The sequence below is a fragment of the Citrobacter sp. Cf088 genome (assembly GCF_030334295.1).
GTDB lineage: Bacteria > Pseudomonadota > Gammaproteobacteria > Enterobacterales > Enterobacteriaceae > Citrobacter > Citrobacter freundii.
This window is the reverse complement of record NZ_JAOWEE010000057.1, coordinates 16,266-33,381: the sequence shown is the minus strand read 5'-3', so window position 1 is coordinate 33,381 and position 17,116 is coordinate 16,266. Positions and strand designations below refer to the sequence as shown.

The 17,116-nt window shown below is 48.2% G+C and carries 16 protein-coding genes; 6 read left to right on the top strand and 10 right to left on the bottom strand.

Annotation, left to right across the window (positions count from 1 at the left end):
- Window positions 1–89: 89 nt before the first annotated feature.
- From OGV71_RS21215 to rclA, 6 genes are all read right to left on the bottom strand, one after another.
- Entirely contained in the window at window positions 90–857 is a 768-nt protein-coding gene (locus OGV71_RS21215) for a putative bifunctional diguanylate cyclase/phosphodiesterase (protein WP_204583933.1), read from the bottom strand.
- 100 nt (window positions 858–957) lie between these two features.
- Complete coding sequence (locus OGV71_RS21210; protein ID WP_008319941.1) at window positions 958–1,539, bottom strand: helix-turn-helix domain-containing protein; 582 nt, start codon at window positions 1,537–1,539, stop codon at window positions 958–960.
- Window positions 1,540–1,560: 21 nt separating this feature from the next.
- Window positions 1,561–2,256 (bottom strand): flagellar brake protein, encoded by a 696-nt coding sequence (locus OGV71_RS21205; RefSeq protein ID WP_003021965.1) that lies wholly within the window; start codon window positions 2,254–2,256, stop codon window positions 1,561–1,563.
- A 598-nt stretch (window positions 2,257–2,854) separates the two neighbouring features.
- A complete protein-coding gene (gene rclC / locus OGV71_RS21200) occupies window positions 2,855–3,415 on the bottom strand; it encodes a reactive chlorine resistance membrane protein RclC (RefSeq protein ID WP_003021961.1) in 561 nt (186 codons plus the stop codon).
- Between the two features lie 11 nt (window positions 3,416–3,426).
- Entirely contained in the window at window positions 3,427–3,657 is a 231-nt protein-coding gene (rclB, locus tag OGV71_RS21195; protein WP_003835706.1) for a reactive chlorine resistance periplasmic protein RclB, read from the bottom strand.
- Between the two features lie 161 nt (window positions 3,658–3,818).
- Window positions 3,819–5,144 carry a reactive chlorine resistance oxidoreductase RclA gene (gene rclA / locus OGV71_RS21190; protein WP_115489853.1) on the bottom strand — a complete coding sequence of 442 codons (1,326 nt, stop codon included), beginning with the start codon at window positions 5,142–5,144 and terminating at the stop codon, window positions 3,819–3,821.
- Window positions 5,145–5,380: 236 nt separating this feature from the next.
- Between rclA and rclR the strand changes: the two genes are divergently transcribed.
- Entirely contained in the window at window positions 5,381–6,235 is an 855-nt protein-coding gene (rclR, locus tag OGV71_RS21185) for a reactive chlorine-specific transcriptional regulator RclR (RefSeq protein ID WP_106875510.1), read from the top strand.
- Between the two features lie 51 nt (window positions 6,236–6,286).
- Here rclR and OGV71_RS21180 read toward each other — a convergent pair whose 3' ends face one another.
- The 4 genes from OGV71_RS21180 to OGV71_RS21165 form a co-directional block, all read right to left on the bottom strand.
- Window positions 6,287–9,430: a CusA/CzcA family heavy metal efflux RND transporter gene (locus OGV71_RS21180; RefSeq protein WP_003835712.1), complete on the bottom strand. Its 3,144-nt coding sequence runs from the start codon at window positions 9,428–9,430 to the stop codon at window positions 6,287–6,289.
- 11 nt (window positions 9,431–9,441) lie between these two features.
- Entirely contained in the window at window positions 9,442–10,734 is a 1,293-nt protein-coding gene (locus OGV71_RS21175; protein ID WP_192464673.1) for an efflux RND transporter periplasmic adaptor subunit, read from the bottom strand.
- 76 nt (window positions 10,735–10,810) lie between these two features.
- Complete coding sequence (gene cusF / locus OGV71_RS21170) at window positions 10,811–11,158, bottom strand: cation efflux system protein CusF (protein ID WP_016149747.1); 348 nt, start codon at window positions 11,156–11,158, stop codon at window positions 10,811–10,813.
- 32 nt (window positions 11,159–11,190) lie between these two features.
- A complete protein-coding gene (locus OGV71_RS21165) occupies window positions 11,191–12,573 on the bottom strand; it encodes an efflux transporter outer membrane subunit (protein ID WP_071667416.1) in 1,383 nt (460 codons plus the stop codon).
- Between the two features lie 194 nt (window positions 12,574–12,767).
- On the opposite strand from OGV71_RS21165, the gene cusR reads away from it, so the two are divergent.
- The 5 genes from cusR (at window position 12,768) to OGV71_RS21140 (ending at window position 17,110) form a co-directional block, all read left to right on the top strand.
- On the top strand, window positions 12,768–13,451 hold the full coding sequence (gene cusR, locus OGV71_RS21160) for a copper response regulator transcription factor CusR (RefSeq protein WP_003021940.1): 684 nt from the start codon (window positions 12,768–12,770) through the stop codon (window positions 13,449–13,451).
- Window positions 13,441–14,892 carry a Cu(+)/Ag(+) sensor histidine kinase gene (locus tag OGV71_RS21155; protein ID WP_057101257.1) on the top strand — a complete coding sequence of 484 codons (1,452 nt, stop codon included), beginning with the start codon at window positions 13,441–13,443 and terminating at the stop codon, window positions 14,890–14,892. Before cusR ends, OGV71_RS21155 begins: the two co-directional genes overlap by 11 nt.
- Before the next feature lie 125 nt (window positions 14,893–15,017).
- Window positions 15,018–15,344, top strand: coding sequence for a PcoE/SilE family metal-binding protein (locus OGV71_RS21150; RefSeq protein WP_204584327.1), 327 nt, complete (start codon window positions 15,018–15,020; stop codon window positions 15,342–15,344).
- 372 nt (window positions 15,345–15,716) lie between these two features.
- Window positions 15,717–16,223 (top strand): hypothetical protein, encoded by a 507-nt coding sequence (locus OGV71_RS21145; protein WP_057101255.1) that lies wholly within the window; start codon window positions 15,717–15,719, stop codon window positions 16,221–16,223.
- Window positions 16,224–16,306: 83 nt separating this feature from the next.
- Complete coding sequence (locus tag OGV71_RS21140; RefSeq protein ID WP_204583934.1) at window positions 16,307–17,110, top strand: MBL fold metallo-hydrolase; 804 nt, start codon at window positions 16,307–16,309, stop codon at window positions 17,108–17,110.
- Window positions 17,111–17,116: the final 6 nt, after the last annotated feature.

Here is a 17,116-nt window from a genome sequence, read left to right as displayed (position 1 = left end):
GGGTGGCTGATGCGCGACGCGTATCAGGCCTACAGACTTACCAGCAACGTGGAACAATCAAGGGATTGGGAAACGTAAATACGGAAGGATTAACGATTATATTGCGCTAAGAGTGAAGGGATCTCTTGTGCCTGCACCGGGGGCGAAATGAAAAAGCCTTGAATTTTGTCACAACCAATCTGCATCAACCGGTCCAGCTGGGACTGGGTTTCCACCCCTTCGGCAAGAACTTCGATACCAAAATTATGCGCCAGTGAAATAATACCCTCAACAATCTTTGTCGATCGGGTGTCGGGTTCAATGCCAGTGACAAATTCTTTATCAATTTTTAAGGTATCAAAAGGGTATTTCAACAGGTAATTAAGATTAGCATGACCGGTTCCAAAATCATCAAGCGCAAGCTTGACCCCTATCGCCTTTAATTCCGTCATATTTTTAGCCGCAATCTGACTGTCGTACAGCGGTGACGTTTCGGTGACCTCTATTTGGCATCGATGGACCGGCAATCCGGAGGTGGTAAGATTTTGTCTGACGCGTTGGGGTAACAGAGGATCGCAGAATTCAAGCGCGGAAATATTGACGGATAATACAATGGGGTCAGGCCAGGAAGTTGCAACATCCCACGGAGAGTGAGTAACCATATCTTCAATTGAAATAATATTGCCGCTATCTTCCAGTAACGTAATAAAAACATCGGGAGAGATCATACCCATCTGAGGACTATTCCAACGCATTAATGCTTCAAATCCGCTTATACACTGGGCATGTAAATTGAAAATAGGCTGATAAACCATATAAAGTTGACTGGTATTCAAAGCCTTTTCAAGCGCGGTTAGCACCTCACTGGAATTAAACATTCCCCTCTCCCTCTACAAATCATAACATTAAAAACCAGTCAAAATCACTCCCGAATTGTATCTACTATTAGGTGTATTACATCAGAAAAGAATGGTCAGGTTAGGGTAAAAAAGACATACGATGGGTAAATCTGACAATTAACTTATTTAAATCAGAGGTATTGGTCAGGCCAAGCTTGGCGACGACTCTCATCTTATGTGCCTGAATCGTTTTATAGTTCAGGCTAACTAACTCAGAAATTTCTTTGGCTGTATAACCACTTACCAGTAAGTTCAGGATCTGCTGCTCTCTTTCGGTTAATCTTTTCTGCGAACGATACAGTCGGGGGTTCCATTTCCCGACTGATAATGTCGCCAATTGACCAAAATCACGCAATGAAGATTTTTCAGTCAAAACTATTATTTTTTCGACATATAATAACTCTACGCATAATTTCGCCACCAAACTATCAGCAACAATCACCACGACGTTATTATAGAATTTGAATCGGTTTTTATTCAAAAACTGAACAATGTCCGAACACGCATGTTCATTATCGATGATATTAAAAACCATGGTTTGATGCTGGCATAATGATGACTGATGCAACATATCCTCAAACTGGAATGTTTGTATCGGTACATGTTTGCTGGTTAGGTAGGCAAACATACCATTGCCCACAAAATTATCACTGCCACACATCAACATCCTGTTCACCGTTCCTTATAAGCTTCTAATCTTGTTACTCATTAAAAATTTAATAATAATTTTCTCGACTTCAGTCTCTTCACGACGATTTTTAAAATCAAACTCACACGAGATCTGATGACAGGAATACAACTGGTTATCCTCATCAAATTCATTGATCAGGACGACATCGATCACTTTTAAGTCCAGTTGTAAACTGCCAAATGTATCGAAATCCAGAGATGCATTTTTAATCACCGCATCTTTATAAAGAAAACGGGCGTTTACATCTTTAACGATTAACGCACAACCACCCTGCGAGATATTTTTGATCTTGAAAGAGTAGTTTTCTCCATTTTTGTAACGACCAAAACAGAAAAAGTCATACCCCTTCATGAAGGAAAAACGCTGATTTTGTCTCTGCTGGGCAAAGAAAATCAAATCCGGTATGAGGTAGGATAATCCTACTTCTGCACCTGCTGATGGGGTTTGCTCGAATCTGGCACTAAATTTCACAATCCCGCTTTCGCTGTGCAGGATAAAGTATTGGACCTTTTCAGGAACAATGTCTTCGTGCCAGGAGATAACAAACCGCTCGAAATCAACCTTCTCTAACTGCGTGATAACGCTACTGTTTTCACATAACACTTCCAGTTTCGTTTTCTTGTGCAGCTCTTCACGAAGGGTAGCTATGATTTCAAACTTATCTTCCTTTGCTAATCCAAAGCTCATTCTAAAACCCTTATTTCCATATTTAAGATATGTCCCGCGTTTGGTGACTCACAAAACGCGAGATCAGCATCCACCCCTGGTGCTTAATTACCATAGTGGATTCCATGTCGAACAGTTGATTAAAAATTAAGTTTTTAACTATCTTTAGCCATTTATTGATACGTAAAAACATTTAATCAAAGTTAATTCTAGCTGAAGTCATGCCTAAAACCATGCGAACGTGTTGTTTAATTATAACAAAAGTGAATAACAATCTTTTTTAAAGTGTCATTTTGAGATAACAAATAGCAAGAATTGTACAGAAAAAAACAGAGAAAAATGAATGGGTTTTGATGGAGGAACTACGCAATATGCGAACTGGTGCGCTATCGAAAGAAGAAAGAAGAAAGAAGAAAGAAGAAAGAAGATGCTTACGTCACTATATTATTAATCAGTAATATAAGTCCGACTGGTTATTGTGGCAAAGCGAATCATTGTATTTCATGTATAACATAAATTTCCCTTAGGGCAGAAAAAAGGCCAGCGTCCTGCTGGCCCGGTAATTACCGAATCGAACTATAGTGGCTTACTGTCTTGCAGAGGGTACAACGTTAAAAACTCAATACTTTTGCTTAATAATTGATCGGGAAGAATCCGCGATGATCATCACCGCTCCCGCCAACATTAACGTATCTTTTAACACCAACCGTCCAGCGCCTGACAAGTACGGAAATCCGTGGTGTAAATCACCCAGCGGCATCACCCATGCTTCTGGTGTGGTTATTAAAAATGATAAAGTTACAATTGGTGTGGCAAATGCCAGAACGCCGCCAATTAATCCCAGCCAACGGCTAACAGGATTAGCCAGCACCAGCAAAGCGATAAGAACTTCGACTACGCCCAGGCCATTTGAGAACGTATACGTGTTATTCGCCGTCTGCCATTCACGAGCCTGCGGTTTGAATTCACCTTCGTGGGTTAAATGTTGTTTGTATTCTTCTGGATGCTCATAAAAAAATGACATTACCGGACTATTGGCGACAAACGGCGTAATGCTGTCGGCTTCGTAAGGTACAAATTTTAATAACCCAATCCAGATAAAAACAATCGCGATACTCAGGCGAATCAAGGTTAATCCAACCCTATCACCTTTGCCCAATATACGAAGATATTTTTCCATTCCGGCTCTCCTCACTTGTACAAAATTGCCGTTGCGTGAGTGCTGCTATCAATGCGCATTGAAGTAATTTTCCAGGAAGTCGCTTTCTTTTCCTGTGCCAGTTTCGCAATGGCATCTTCCACCACGGAAGGAGTGCCAGACACAGTCGATACGCTCACGTGGGCAACCTCAGTTTGCGCTAACACGGAAAATGTCACCGGAGCAGTCAGTAATGCAGTCATTAGTAACGTAGTTTTAAACATGTTCATTTCTATTCCCATTAACAAGTTATTTCAGTGGAAATATAATAAAACATGTCACTTTATTTTATTTCATCCGTAACGCCAAAATAACTGTCAATTAGTATCAGGAAATATAAAAAAAGCCCCACACGGGTGGGGCAAATATGTAGACTACGCTATTATTATTTAATGAGAGAAAAGAGATCGTTTAGTGATTCGCTCATGCTTGGATGGGTAAATATTTGGTCACGCAATGTGGTATAAGGTAACCCCGCATCCATAACCGTCTTGATGATATTAATCATTTCATGAGAATCCACGCACAGCAGCGACACACCTAATATTTGTTTCGTTTCGCTATCCACCACCGCTTTAAGTACGCCACGGGTATCATTCATCACCCGCGCACGCGGGATAGCCGCTACCGGCAACGTCACGACCTGCACCGCCGCACCGCTGGCACGAGCCTGTTCTTCAGTCATTCCGACGCGGGAAAGCGGCGGCGTCATAAAGACGGAATATGGTACATTTTGACGATCGCCCGTGTTACGTACCCCCTCGCCTAGCAGGTTGTCGCGCACAATACGGAAATCATCCAGCGAAATATAGGTAAATTGCAATCCACCAGTGACATCGCCCATTGCCCATATGTTATCTGCCGAGGTACGTAGATATTTATTTACAATAATGGCACCGCGGTCGTTTACATCCACACCCGCATTCTGCAGCTGCAGATTTTCAGTCGCCGGTTTGCGACCCGATGCCACCAGCAGCACATCCACCGTCTGGGTACCTTCCGGCATGTGCAGCTGTACTGCACTATCGTGAGAGGAGACCGACTGCACGTTGGCATTGAGGATCAGCTCAACGCCCTGGTCGCGTAAAATGTTGGCGATAGTGTCAGCAATATCCCGGTCTTCACGAGGCAAAAACTGCGGAGCTGCTTCATATATAGTGACTTTGCTACCAAAGTTGGCAAACATCGATGCGAATTCAACGCCGATATACCCACCGCCTAAAATGCCCAGACGCTCGGGACGTTGCGTCAAATTCAACAACCCGGTGCTGTCAAATACGCCAGGCGTCGAGGTTAATCCCTCAACGTTCGGAATCGTTGACTGGGCGCCAGTATTAATAAAGATTTTCTCGCCGCTCAGTTCAACCTCACCTGTTGGCTGCACGACCCGCACTGTATGGTTATCAATGAATTCAGCACGACCTTCAATCACATCCACGTTCTCCAGATCGGCAAGATTGTGGAAGTTTTTATCACGCAGAAAACTGACAACGGAGGTCTTGCGCTGCATCGCTGCGGCAAAGTCATGCTGAAGTTCAGCATCGTGTACCAGGGTTTTGGTGGGAATGCAGCCGATATTGATGCATGTCCCACCATACATGGTGTTTGACTGTTCAATAATCGCTACCCGCCAACCCGTTTTGGCCAGTGTTGCCGCCAGCGTTTTACCCGCTTTACCAAATCCGATAACAATCGCCTGATACTGATTCATGCTGTCTCTCCGCCATGTCACTGTTCGTTTGTTGAACTGAATTATAGGTTTAGCGATGCACGAACAATGTATCCATAACGCGCCAATTACTGTCAAATCGTCTAAAAAACCGCTCTTTCCCTTCCACTCAACTTATTGAGAAATTAAACTAATACCATAAAATTATTAATAAAATTATGTGTGATAGCGTTGTTGCCATCTCAATTAGCATTAGCAAAAACTGCCCAGGAGTCTTCATGGACGCACTTAGCCGATTACTTATGCTTAACGACCCGCAGGGCTCGATTGATCAAAACTGCCTGTTGAGCAGGGACTGGCAACTGCCGCATGCGGCGGGTGAACTGTCCGTTATTCGCTGGCATACGGTAACCCAGGGATTCGCTCAACTGGATATGCCTGACGGAACATCTTCCACATTACGCCCTGGAACAATAGTCATTCTGCCGCAAAACTCCGCGCATCGTCTGTGCCAGATAGGGGAAGAACAAACGCATATTGTCTGCGGGAGCCTGCGATTACAGGCATCTTCACGCTATTTTTTAACCGCGCTTCCGGAAGTATTATTACTGGCACCTGAGGAGAACAGCCCCGTCAGCCATTGGCTGAAGGCCATGATTGCGCTAATGCAGGAGGAATACATCAACGACCTGCCTGGCTCCAGCATCGTTTGCAGCCAGCAATGCGCTACGCTGTTCGCGTTAACCGTTCGCGAGTGGCTCGCCCAGTCGACACCCGCTAAAAATGTGCTGAATTTACTGCTGCACCCCAGGCTTGGATCCGTTGTATTCATGATGCTGGAGTCACCGGCTTTTGCCTGGACCGTCGAAGAACTGGCAAAACGAGCACATATGTCGCGGGCCAGCTTCGCACAGCTATTCCGTGAAGTATCAAACTCCACGCCGCTGGCGGTGTTAACCGCGCTGCGCCTGCAGTTCGCAGCCCAGATGCTATCGCGCGGTACACAGCCGTTAATCGTTATTGCCGAGTCGGTGGGTTACGCCAGCGAATCGTCGTTTCATAAAGTCTTTTTACGGGAATTTGGCTGCACGCCGGGCGAGTACCGCAAACGCGTGAAAGCGTTGACGGTATAACGCAACGCCTGCTTCGGCAGTAAAACCGAGGCAGACGAGCGCTTCAGGGCATTACTTTTGGTGGCGATGCCTGTGCAGCCACATCAACTTATAAGCGGCCGGAATAATGAACAGAGAGAGCAATGGTGCGGTGATCATGCCGCCAATCATCGGCGCGGCTATGCGGCTCATGACTTCTGAGCCAGCTCCCGTCCCCCACAAGATAGGTAACAGACCCGCAATAATCACCGCCACGGTCATCGCTTTCGGGCGCACGCGCAGCACAGCACCGTGATATAACGCTTCATCCAGCTTATCCGCCGTAAAGGTTTGCGGATTTTCCAGCGCGGGTTCGGCTTCAATAGCGTGGCGCAAGTACATCAGCATCACCACGCCAAACTCCGCAGCAACACCGGCCAGGGCGATAAATCCGGTTCCGGTTGCAACCGACATATGGAACCCCATCCAGTAAAGGAACCAGATGCCTCCCACCAGCGCAAAAGGCACACTGGTGATAATCAGCAGCGCTTCACCAAAGCGACGGAAGGCCAGATAAAGCAGAACGAAGATTATCATCAGCGTCATCGGCACCATCAGTTTGAGCTTATGACTGGCGCGCTCAAGCAGCTCGAACTGCCCGGAAAACGCCACGCTGGTCCCCGGCTTTAACTGTACGTTTTCAGCGATCGCTTTTTTCAGATCGTTCACCACTGAGACCATGTCACGATCGCGGGCGTCGATGTAAATCCAGCTGGTTGGTCGCGCATCTTCGGTTTTCAGCATCGAAGGCCCCGAAACCACCGTCACATCGGCGACATCCGCCAGCGTGATTTGCTGTTTCATGGGCGTCAGAATGGGCAGATTACGCAGCGCTTCCGGGCTATCACGATAGCTCTGCGCATAGCGAAGGTTAATCGGATAACGTGCAATCCCTTCCACCGTTTCGCCGACCATTGCGCCTCCGACCGCAGAGGTGACAAACAGTTGCACCGCGCCGACGGTCATTCCGTACCGGGCCGCTTTCTCCCGATTAATATCCACATTAATATAGCGCCCCCCGACCAGGCGCTCAGCCAGCGCCGAAGAGACGCCCGGCACGGTTCTGGCCACCTCTTCAATTTGCTCCGCCGTGGCGTCGATATCTGCCAGAACATTACCTGACACCTTAATGCCAATTGGGCTTTTGATCCCCGTAGAGAGCATGTCGATACGGTTACGAATCGGCGGAACCCACAGATTCGCCAGTCCCGGCAAGCGTACGGTTTTATCCAGCTCGGCAATGATTTTGTCCATCGTCATCCCCGGACGCCACTGGTCCTGCGGCTTCAGTTGGATCGTCGTTTCAACCATTTCCAGCGGTGCGGAGTCTGTTGCGGTTTCTGCCTTACCGGTTTTACCAAACACGCGCGCCACTTCCGGAACGGTCATGATCAGCTTGTCGGTTTTTTGCAACATGTCCGCTGCCTGCGCCGCTGAGATCCCCGGCAATGTCGAAGGCATATACAGCAGGTCACCTTCGTTAATCTGCGGCAGGAATTCGCCACCGACTTTATTCAGCGGGTAGATAACCGTCAGTATTGAAAGCACCGCCACCAGAATGGTGGTCTTGGGCCAGTGCAATACCTTCAGCAATAGCGGATGGTAAATACGGATCAGGAAACGGTTAAGCGGGTTGCTGCTTTCTGCAGGTATTTTTCCGCGGATCCAGAATCCCATCAGGATCGGAATAACCACGATGGCCAGAAACGCCGCACCTGCCATGGCATACGTTTTGGTGAACGCCAGCGGCCCGAACAGTCGCCCCTCTTGACCCTCAAGCGTGAAAATAGGGATAAACGACAATGTGATAATCAGCAGGCTGATGAACAATGCCGGGCCGACTTCTACCGAGGCGTCAGTAATGACCTTCCAGCGCGTTGCGTTATCCAGCTTTTCATGCGGATGCTGATGCCCCCACTCTTCCAGCCGCTTATGGGCGTTTTCAATCATCACGATGGCGGCATCGACCATCGCCCCGACAGCAATGGCAATGCCCCCCAGCGACATGATATTGGCGTTCAGCCCCTGGAAATGCATCACGATGAACGCGATACACAGCCCCAGCGGCAGGGAAATAATCGCCACCAGCGCAGAACGCAGATGCCACAGGAACAATGCACACACCAGCGCAACAACGATAAACTCTTCCAGCAGCTTGTAGCTCAGGTTATCAATGGCGCGGTCAATGAGCTGACTGCGATCGTATGTTGTAACTATTTCTACGCCTTCCGGCAGGCTACTTTTCAGCGTATCGAGCTTGGCTTTAACCGCGGAGATCACCTCACGCGCATTTTTACCGGACCGCAGAATAACCACCCCGCCCGCCACTTCGCCTTCGCCATTCAGTTCGGCGATCCCACGGCGCATTTCCGGCCCAATCTGTACGCGCGCCACATCGCGCAGGTAAACAGGTACACCGTCAGCCCCTGTTTTCAGGACTATATTATTGAAATCATCGAGCGTTTGCAGATATCCACTGGCGCGGACCATATATTCCGCTTCAGCCATCTCAACAGATGAGCCGCCCGCTTCCTGATTCGACGTATCCAGCGCCGATTTCACGTCCGCCAGACTGATGCCATATTGCGTCAGCTTCATTGGATCAATAACGACCTGATACTGTTTAACCACGCCGCCTACCGAGGCGACTTCCGCCACGTTGGGAATCGTTTTTAACTCATACTTTAAAAACCAGTCCTGAAGAGAACGTAATTCCGCCAGATCGTGTTTCCCGCTGCGATCCACCAGCGCGTACTCAAATATCCAGCCGACACCCGTGGCGTCCGGTCCCATTTCCGCGCTAACGCCAGCCGGCAATTTTCCCTGAACCTGGTTGAGGTACTCCAGTACGCGCGAGCGCGCCCAGTAAGGATCGGTACCATCTTCGAAAATGACGTACACGTAGGAATCGCCAAACTGCGAGAAACCGCGCACAGTTTTCGCGCCCGGTACCGACAGCATGGTGGTGGTCAGCGGATAGGTCACCTGATTTTCAACAATTTGCGGCGCCTGACCCGGATAGCTGGTTTTGACGATCACCTGAACATCAGAGAGATCGGGCAGCGCATCAACCGGGGTATTGATGATGGTCCAGGTTCCCCAAATACTGAGAAACAGCGCCCCCATCATCACCAGAAAACGGTTTGCCACCGAGCGGCGGATAATCCATTCAATCATTTATCATATCCTCAGTGTGAATGGGTAGCCTGGGCTGGCATGGCGGCTGCGTCTTGCGTCTTACTGTTCTGGGCGCGCATACGGTCCAGTGCGCCAGAGATATTCGCTTCGGAATCAATCAGGAACAGACCGCTGGAAACCACTTTTTCGCCTTCGGTCAGGCCAGAGCTGATAGCCGTCAGTCCTTGAGATTCATGGAATACCGCAACTTGTTTCGGCACAAATCGGCCTTCGTTATCAACGGTGATTACCCGCTGCTCGGTACCCGTATCAATTAGCGCTTTAGACGGGATCAGCAGCATTGGCTCGCTTTGTGTTTTCAGTTGCAGGTAAGCATTCATCCCGGGCTTGAGCGCCTCGTCAGGATTATCGACCTGTAAACGGAGCTGGAGCGTACGCGTGGTAGCATCAACGCTGGGTAAGATACTCCACTTGCTGATGGTGAAAGGCTTATCCGGCCAGGCGGGCACGGTGATGGTAAATTGCGAGGCGTCTTTAATCAGCCAGGCGATAGATTCCGGGACCGACGCGCTGACCCATACCGGGTCCATACCCTGAATTTTCGCGACCACATTGTCTTTGGAAATGTTCATACCCGTACGCAAATCGAATGCGGTGATCACCCCATCAATAGGCGCTTTCAGGGTAAAGCGGGTCTGAATTTTACGCGTCGATTTTAAGCGCTGAATATCCGCTTCAGGCATTCCAGCCAGACGTAATCTTTCCAGAATTCCTTCCACCTGCGTCGCGCTGCCGCCAGTTTCTCGCAGCAATAAATATTCACTCTGCGCCTCAACCCAATCAGGAATAGTCAGGTCGATCAGCGGCGCGCCTTGTTTAATTTTGTCCCCCACGGTCAGTGGGTAAACCTTCTCGATAAAGCCCGCTGAGCGGGCCTGGACAATAACAAACTGGTATTCGTTATAACTAACGTTGGCCGGAAAAGTTTGCGCGTAGTGCAGTGGTCCACGACGCACTGGCTCTGTTTTCAGCCCCAGGTTCTGGGTCTGTGTAGGATCGATGCGCACACCTGGTGATGACGCGTTCGCGGTCTCTTCATCGGCATATTTCGGGATCAGATCCATATCCATAAATGGCGATTTACCCGGTTTATCAAAACGCGTGTTTGGGTACATGGGGTCGTACCAAAACAACACTTTTCTGGCTTCTTTTGGCGAAGCCTGCCCGGTTTCAGCCGTTGCTTTTGCGGATGAATAATAAGTATAAATACCGACAGAAATAACCCCACCGGCAATCATGCCAGCGAGAATAAGCGCGGTATTTTTAATATTTAAAGACGCCATAGTGATTTCCATTGCGCGATAGTCTCACCCGCGTTCGCAAAAAACCGGGCAAGAATAAAAGAGACCAATGAGAACGTTATTTACTGATGTGAATATCGCGTAATACAGAGAGATTTCCCTGCTGAACAAACGTAAACGCGACCTTATCGCCTGGCTTAATATCATCAGCCTTCGTATCGGCAACCAGTGTAAAACGCATCGTCATGGCTGGCCAGTTCACCGCAGGAATAGGATCATGCTTGATCGTAATCTTTTTACTTTCCATATCAACAGCTTCAATCACCCCGGTAGCGCTAATGAGTTGTTCCTGTTGAGCCGCTGGCTGCATATTCATCATCTCACCATGCTGATGCTCATTGGCCTGAGCGTTAAACATGATCATAGAGAAAAGACTAAACAGCACAGCTTTGGCGGTAGTATTCATAATTGATGCTCCTGAAAGGTTAATATTAAGGATTACTCCACCCAACCGCCGCCTAAGGCAGCAAACAGCTTAATTTCATTAACCTGTTGGGCGTAATTAAGATCGAGCAGCGATTGCCGCGTAGCGAATAAAGAACGTTCTGCGTCTAATACTTCGATATAGCTAACTGCACCATTCTGATAAAGCGCTCTGGCGCGTTGTAGTGTGATTTGCAATGAATCCAGATAACGCTGCTGCCCGCTAATTTGATCGGCAATGCTTTGGCGCAACACCAGTGCATCCGCCACTTCTTTAAACGCGTTCTGAATTTTTTGTTCGTAATTCACTACCGACTGTTGCTGGCGAATTTCTGCCAGGTCGAGATTGGACTGATTACGTCCAGCGTTGAATATTGGAATATCTATTTTGGGGACAAAATTCCACATGCCGCTGGCGGCATTAAATAAACTGGAAAGATCGCTGCTGCTACTGGACACGGAACTGGTCAACGTTATAGACGGAAAAAATGCCGCTCGCGCAGCACCGATATTGGCATTTGCCGCCAATAATCCGTGCTCAGCTTCCATAATATCCGGGCGCTGCAACAGTATTTGCGACGAGAGCGATGGCGGCAGCGTTACCGGTTTAATATCCCCACGGCTGCGCGCGTGGTCATCAGGTAATTTCCCGTATGTACCCAGCAACAGCTGCAGCGCGTTATTGGCCTGCGCCAGATCACCTTTACGCTTGGCAATTTCGCTACGCGTACTTTCGATCACTCCGCGCGCTTGTTCCAACGCCAGTACGTTGGTGCTACCGGTTACCAGTTGCTTCTCTACAAAAGCGTAAGAGCGCTGGTAGTTTTGCAGCGTTTCTTCAGCAACTTGCAACTGCGCGTAAGCCAGACGCTGATTAAAATAACTTTGCGACACGTTGGAGATTAATGAGATGTGCACCGCCCGACGCGCTTCTTCGCTGGCAAAGAAATTCTGTCGCTCAGCTTCACTCATATTTTTTAGCCGCCCAAAGAAATCCAGGTCGAAACTAAGATTGAGTCCAGCTTCGAATTCACGATCGGTGCTGCTATCACCTTTTAATTTACCGCTGTAAGTACCACTGGAGCCAGCCGTGAGTTGCGGGTAGCGGTCAGCGTCCGTGACGCCATATTGCGCTCTCGCTTCCTGAACTTTTAGCACAGCCATACGTAAATCGCGGTTATTAACCAACGCCTCGCCAATCAGCGCCTTTACCTGGGAGTCAACGAAGAAGGTCCGCCAGCCCGTGTCCTGATATTCACCTTGAGCCGATACCAGGGCATTCTGGCTTAAAGAAAATTGCTGCGGCACCGGCAAAGCCGGGCGCTGATAGTCCGGCGCCAATGAACAACCGGCGAGCACGAATATAGCGCTGAGAGTAAGAAGCTTAAATTTGCTCATAGTTCTTCTCGTCCTGACCGGACTGATGTCTCTAAAATGTGTAGGAATTTATAGTGCTGTACTTTAACCAAGTGACTCTGTTTAACCGGTGACAGGAAAATGACAAAACTGTCATTTTCCCAATAACCGATTGCTATCCGATCCCGCTTCCCTAGAATTGAAAGTCCGCACACCAGTGCGAGAAGGAGAATGCGATGAAGGTTTTGATAGTCGAAGATGAGAAAAAAACCGGTGAATACCTGACAAAAGGCCTGACGGAAGCGGGTTTTGTCGTGGATTTAGCGGATAACGGCCTGAACGGGTATCACCTGGCGATGACCGGCGATTACGACCTGCTCATACTCGACATCATGCTGCCGGATGTAAACGGCTGGGATATCGTGCGGATGCTGCGTTCCGCCAACAAAGGAATGCCCATTCTTCTCCTCACCGCACTGGGTACCATTGAACATCGGGTTAAAGGTCTGGAATTGGGTGCTGATGATTACCTGGTTAAACCGTTTGCCTTCGCCGAACTGCTGGCACGGGTCAGAACGCTGTTGCGTCGAGGCGCGGCGGTGATTGTCGAAAGCCAGTTTCAGGTCGCGGATTTAATGGTCGATCTGGTCAGCAGAAAAGTTACCCGCAGCGGTACGCGCATCACTCTGACCAGCAAAGAGTTTACGCTGCTTGAGTTTTTCCTGCGCCATCAGGGGGAAGTTTTACCCCGCTCGCTGATCGCCTCCCAGGTCTGGGATATGAATTTTGACAGCGATACTAATGCCATCGACGTCGCCGTTAAACGTCTGCGCGCCAAAATTGATAACGATTATGAGCCGAAACTGATTCAGACCGTACGCGGCGTGGGATATATGCTTGAGGTTCCTGATGGCCAGTAAACGATGGCGGCGCCCTTTTTCACTGGCGACACGACTAACCTTTTTTATCAGCCTGGCGACAATTGCTTCATTTTTCGCCTTTGCATGGATAATGATCCACTCCGTGAAAGTCCACTTCGCCGAGCAGGACATCAATGATTTACAAGAGATTAGCACCACGCTGGAGCGGATTATTAACCAGCCTAACGAGCCAGAATCACGCCGACTGGAAACGCTAAAAAATGTGGTGGCGGGTTACTCGAACGTCATTATTTCTCTGGTAGATAGCAACCAGAAGGCCATTTTTCATTCGCCCAATGCGCCGGATCTTCGGCAATTTATCGCCAGCGCAAGGCCGGATAAAAATGCTCATGCCAGCGACGTTTTTATTATCTCAGGCCCTACACTGCAAACCTCCAGACATATCCACGGACAGAAAACATCGTCTAACTGGCGAATGATTCGTCTGCCAGTAGGAAAGCTTGCCGATGGAAAACCAGCATATACGCTGTATCTGGCGTTATCGATCGATTTTCACCTGCACTATATTAACGATCTGAAAAACAAGTTAATTATGACGGCTTCGTTGATTAGCATCATGATTGTTTTTATCGTGCTGTTCGCCGTATACAAAGGCCATGAACCGATCCGTAATGTTAGTCGTCGCATCCAAAATATCACCTCGAAAGATCTCGATGTCCGTCTCGATCCGCAGGCTGTGCCTATTGAACTGGAACAACTGGTTAGTTCGTTTAATCACATGCTCGAACGCATCGAGGACGTATTTAAACGTCAGTCGAACTTCTCGGCGGATATTGCCCATGAGATCCGCACGCCAATAACTAACCTCGTCACCCAAACGGAAATTGCGCTCAGCCAGACCCGCAGCCAAAAAGAACTGGAAGATGTGCTGTATTCCAATCTCGAAGAGTTTGGCCGTATGTCGAAAATGGTGAGTGATATGCTGTTTCTGGCGCAGGCAGATAACAATCAGCTGATCCCAGAAAAAAAAGCGCTCAATCTGGCTGATGAGGTCGGTAAAGTGTTCGACTTTTTCGAAGCCTGGGCAGAGGAGCGTGAGGTTGGTTTACGGTTTGAAGGACACGCATGCTGGGTTTCAGGCGACCCATTAATGTTACGCCGGGCAATGAGTAACCTGCTGTCAAATGCCATGCGCTATACGCCAAAAGGTGAGTCGGTAACCGTGCGGGTGAAAGAGGCGGATGACCTGGTCCAAATAGTCGTTGAGAATCCCGGAACCCCCATTCCCCCGCAACATCTTCCGCGACTCTTTGACCGCTTTTATCGAGTGGACCCTTCACGGCAGCGTAAAGGCGAAGGCAGCGGTATTGGTCTGGCGATTGTGAAATCGATTGTGATTGCCCATCACGGAAAAGTCTCGGTAACTTCCGATCCTTATGTCACTCGCTTTATTCTGACGCTTCCCAAGCACGCGATGTAATTTATGGTGATGACGCTTATACCTGTCATCACCTATTCTCTGACACAACCGTCATAATCCTGTCACGCCACTGACAGTCCCCATTAATTATACTTTCTTCCGTAAACCCAAACAGGAGAAATATGATGAATAAGATGTCCTCTTTTTTAGCTATCGCGTTTTTTATTTCAGCTGGCGTTAATGCGGCAGAAACACCTAAAGTGCATCAACAGGCCGCAATGGCTCATGAAATGATGAATAACAGTGATGCCTCTGCACATCAACAAATGGCGCAGGCACATGCCTCGCAGGCAAATAATTCATCGTCAACACCAACCAATGCGCAATCATTTTCACAAATGAATGAACATGAAAAAGCAATGGTTGTTCACCAATCATTAAATAACGGCCATTCATTTGCTCATGAGATACAGGCCGAGCAGCACCGCGCACAGATCTCCACTCAAGGGTAAAGACGAACTGTATTGACGACAATATCCATAAATACGCTAAGTTTGAATATTGTGGACTACTCTCCCCATGCAGGCCTGTTTATATACCAGCCTGCATCCTTGCTCATCGTTAATGTCAATATTAATAATTCATTAAATCTTCTATTAAAAAGTAAAAACCTTTTAACCCTCCATTCAGATTGTATAAAAATCGTAAATCAACTACTCATTATGTTGCGTATCACAACATTTATCACCTCACCCTAATTATAAATTAGGATTTCCCCTGGTATGCGTCGTTAATATTTAATGGGAGACTGCCGTCGTCGTAAAAATGACAGCCAAAAAGTTCGTATTCCTATAAATAAACTTAATGATGATAGTGAGTGAAAAATGAATAAACGTCTGCTGACCCTCCTGGTCCTTGGCCTGACAACGGCCACAACGGCATGTGCAATTACCCCGGCAATGCAGAAAAAGTATGAACGTTCAGGTTGTACGCAAATGAGCGAACTCAATGGTTGTGATGTGAACAAATCCTATCAGTGGAACCACGATCATGGCTTTATCGAGAGCGATAACAGCCAGCAAAATCGTCATCATCGCCATGGTGAAGAGCAGCAAAATACCACAGGCCGGGATAACCACGATAATGCGGGTATTGATGGCAAATTCAGCGGAAATTACGTGGCCAAATTTGCCAATGGTCAACGCAGCGTTGATATTCACGTCGAAGATTCCGGCGTTTACGTCAACGGTAAGGAAGTGCGTGACGTAAATACCTATAAGGATACGATGACCTTCCGCGTCGGTTATGCCACTTACACCATTAAAACAAATGGTCGCGGTAGCTGGAATGACAGCGATGCAGGAAACGCTGGCAAAATTGTGCGTGAATAACAGATACCGCTAAAGAGCGCTGCGATCACAGCACCCTCAAAAGCCATGCATTACAGTATGCCGTTTTAATACTGGAGTCAGACATGGCTTTGACCCTCACGGTGCTGCTTGAAAACCGACGTGCTGCTGGCGCTGGAAAAACATTACTGGCAAAGCCTGGATTAAGTCTGTTAGTTCAGGATGAGACGACCACAATATTGTTTGATACCGGGCCGGATGGCAGCTTCATGCATAACGCTGCACAAATGGGCGTGGACCTGACGCACTTAACCGCCGTGGTGCTGTCGCACGGCCATTACGATCACTGCGGCGGCGTGCCGTGGCTTGCGGATAACAGCCGTATCATTTGCCATCCCCAAATAGCCTGTGAACGATACGCCTCAGTTACGGTTGCGGGAACACCACGAAAAATTAAAAAACTCTCGCGTGATAACAACTACTCTCGATTCATCATGGAATACACCCGCGAGCCGCTGGCTATCAGCGATCGCTTTTTGTGGTCCGGGGAAATTAGCGTCCCCACGCCACAATCCTATGGTGTGATTAGCGAAAAAACGCTCCAACCAGATTACATCAGTGACGAAGGCGTGTTGGTCTATAAATCTGAACGCGGGTTAGTCATCATTACTGGTTGCGGGCATCGGGGAATAGAGAACATCGTACGCCATTGCCAGAAAATCACAGGGGTTAACCAAATTTATGCCCTGGTCGGTGGGTTTCATTTACGTGCTGCCTCCCCCGCTAAGCTATGGCGGACCCGACTATTTATTAAGCAACAGCAACCCGAAAAACTGCTCGGCTGTCATTGTACCGGTTCGTGGGGGCGATTGTGGCTTCCGGGAACTGACGCACCGGCAACGGGAGATGTGATTGAGCTGGCTGAGTAACAACAG